The sequence below is a fragment of the Halopseudomonas oceani genome, from assembly GCF_002903165.1.
In the GTDB taxonomy this organism is placed as follows: Bacteria; Pseudomonadota; Gammaproteobacteria; order Pseudomonadales; family Pseudomonadaceae; genus Halopseudomonas; species Halopseudomonas oceani.
The window spans coordinates 1-3,059 of the sequence record NZ_PPSK01000048.1 but is presented as its reverse complement, the minus strand read 5'-3'; the positions used below and the strand labels follow the sequence as shown (position 1 = coordinate 3,059).

1 protein-coding gene is annotated in these 3,059 nt (G+C 57.7%); it reads left to right on the top strand.

The window, feature by feature from the left end:
- The coding region (locus tag C1949_RS19115; RefSeq protein WP_280527942.1) for a beta strand repeat-containing protein at positions 1 to 3,059 on the top strand (3,059 nt) is incomplete at both ends.

Below are 3,059 nucleotides of genomic sequence, written 5' to 3'. Positions count from 1 at the left end.
GGGATCGGTGCTGACACCCTAAGCGCCAATCTGGAAAACAACAACGTTACTCTGGCCACCGTCGACGACGGCACCGAGCCCGGCGATATGTACGTCAACGGTGCAGTGAGCTGGAGCGCCAACACCACCCTCTCGCTGGATGCCCACAACGACATTCAGATCAATGAAGCCATCACCGCGACCAACGGCGGCCTGACCCTCAACGCAGGTGGTGCGATCAGCGCAGGCGGCGCCGTCAACGTCGACACCTTTAATCTGCAAAGCGGCGCCTGGAGCCAGTTGGGCAGCACTCTTGCCGATTTCTCAGCCAGGGACTTCCGCCTCAATACGGCTAACGCCAGCTTCCTGCGCGCCAACGGTGGTGACGGCAGCGAAGGCAACGCCTACCAGATTGTTGATCTCTACGGCCTGCAGGGCATCGCCTCGCGCAGCCTGTTAAGCAGCCACTTCGCGCTGAGCAACAATATCGACGCCAGCGGCACCGCCAACTGGAATGGCGGTGCGGGCTTTGTGCCTATTGGGGACGATGCCAATCACTACACCGGCAGCTTTGATGGCCAGGGTCATATTATCAATGGCCTTACCATCAACAACACTGCCGCGACCACCCAGCACTGGGGGCTGTTCGGAGTCAATAGCGGAACCATCCGGGACATTGGGCTGGTGGGGGGAGGCGTCACGGTCGAAGGCTACCGACCGTATTACTATGCCGGAGCGCTGGCAGGGTACAACCACGGCACCATTTCAAATGCCTACGCAACCGGAAACGTCTCGGCCCGGAGCATGGCAGTTGCGGACGCTTATGCAGGCGGCCTTGTGGGATACAACAACGGTAGCATTAACAACGCCTATGCAACCGGAGAGGTGACAACAGGTGCGAACAACAGCAGTAAGCTCTTCTTAGGTGGTCTGGTGGGAGCCAATAGCACGACAGGCACCATTTCCAATGCCCATGCAACTGGAAACGCCAAGACCAATTCGCCAGGTATCACGATTCAAGCATACGCTGGTGGTCTTGTCGGAAGCAACGCTGGTGCGATCACTAACGCTCATGCTGCTGGCGCAGTGATCAGCACAAATGCTGGCATTACGAGTAGTCGTTTCGTGGGCGGTCTCGTGGGAAGCAACTCTGGGGTAATCACCAATGCCTATGCCACTGGTGCCACGACAGCGGCCCCTAACCAAACTGCGTCCCTCTGGGTCGGTGGCCTCGTGGGACACAACAGCGGCACACTCACAAACGTTTACGCAACCGGAAACACAGAAAGCAGATCGGGGACCGATATTTACTCCTATGTCGGGGGGCTTGCGGGATACAACAGCGGCGCGATCATCAATGCTTATGCAACCGGTAACGTGACGGCAAGCGGAGAAAATAAGTATCGGGAAGCCGTCGCAGGGGGCTTGGTCGGGAAAAATGCCGGCATACTACAAAACACCTACGCAACCGGAAATGTAGCAGCGGGCGGGGAGCGTGAAGTCCCCGCCTATGTGGGCGGCCTGGTAGGGGTCAACGAAAACGCTGGTGAAATCAGCAACACTTACGCCACCGGTGTCGTGACGGCGACATCAGATGGGCCTGAATACGTGGGGGGGCTGATAGGATATAACCACGCCTCTGGCACGCTCACTGACTCCTACTGGGTTACTCACACCTCAGGTACAACAATCGGGATCGGCAATGAACCATCTCCTTCTGGGGTAACCGGCCTCACCACCGCCCAGATGTTCGATGCCGCCAACTTCACCGGTTTCGATTTTGCCGACACCTGGGCCAATGCCGACGATCAAACCACCCCCTACCTGCGCGCGTTGGCCGGCAACCGGGTGTTCAACAAAAACGACCTGCCCACCGGCACCCTCGACGCCACCAACCGCCCAGCGCTCTATACCGTGATCCAGAACGTCGAGCAGCTGCAGGCTATGCGCAACAACCTGTCAGCGAATTATCTGCTCGGCAACAATATCGACGCCACCGCTACCGCCAGTTGGAATGGCGGTGCGGGATTTGTGCCCGTTGGGAACGCGACTTACGCTTACACAGGCGTCTTCGACGGCCTTGGCTATAGCATCAACGGTCTGACCATCAACCGGCCCAATACAAATAACGTTGGCCTGTTTGGATCGGTAGTCAATGGCCAGATCAGCAATGTCGGGCTGACTAACGCCGTTATCATCGGGCGTTACTATGTTGGCGGTCTGGTTGGCCACTTCGTTTCTGGATATATCAGGGAGAGCTATGTAACCGGTCGGGTCAGCGGAATAATGTTTGTCGGTGGCCTGGCCGGGGAGCTCTCAAACGTTTCAATCAAACAAAGCTACAGTGCGGCTGATGTAACCGGTAGTGATTCATATATCGGCGGGCTGGTCGGACTGATCGACGAACACAGCAGGATTGAAGATAGCTACGCCACAGGACAGGTCAGCGGCACTACAAGCTCGATTGGCGGGCTGATCGGATACAACACGGGAAGCATCACCAACAGCTACTGGAACACCGACACCAGCGGCCAAACCAACGCGGTGGGTATAGGCAGCAGCGCAGGCGCAACTGGCCTCACCACCGCACAAATGCTGCAAGCCGACAGCTTCACAGGCTGGGATATTGATGCGCAAGGCGGCACGGGCACGGTCTGGCGTATCTACGAAGGGTATACCGCCCCGCTGCTGCGTCACTTTTTGACCGCCCTTGAAGTCACCGGCGACACCACAACAACGACCTATAACGGTACCGAGCAGACCGGCGGCTGGAGCACCACGGGCGAGTACGATATCGACCGTATCTTTGGCCAGGTAGGCGGCGGGCGTAACGCTGGCACCTATAACATTGACATGAGCGGTCTTTACTCCGATCAGCAAGGCTACGACCTGATCATCGCAGATAGCGGCACCCTCACCATCAACAAGGCCAAAGCCACCGTCACCGCCAACAGCGGCACCACCACCTACAACGGTACCGAGCAGAGTGTTGATGGCTTTACCGTCGAAGGCTTGGTTAACGGCGAAGATCAAAGCGTACTGACTGGCGTGACCACCAGCGGCGGTAAAGGCATCAATGC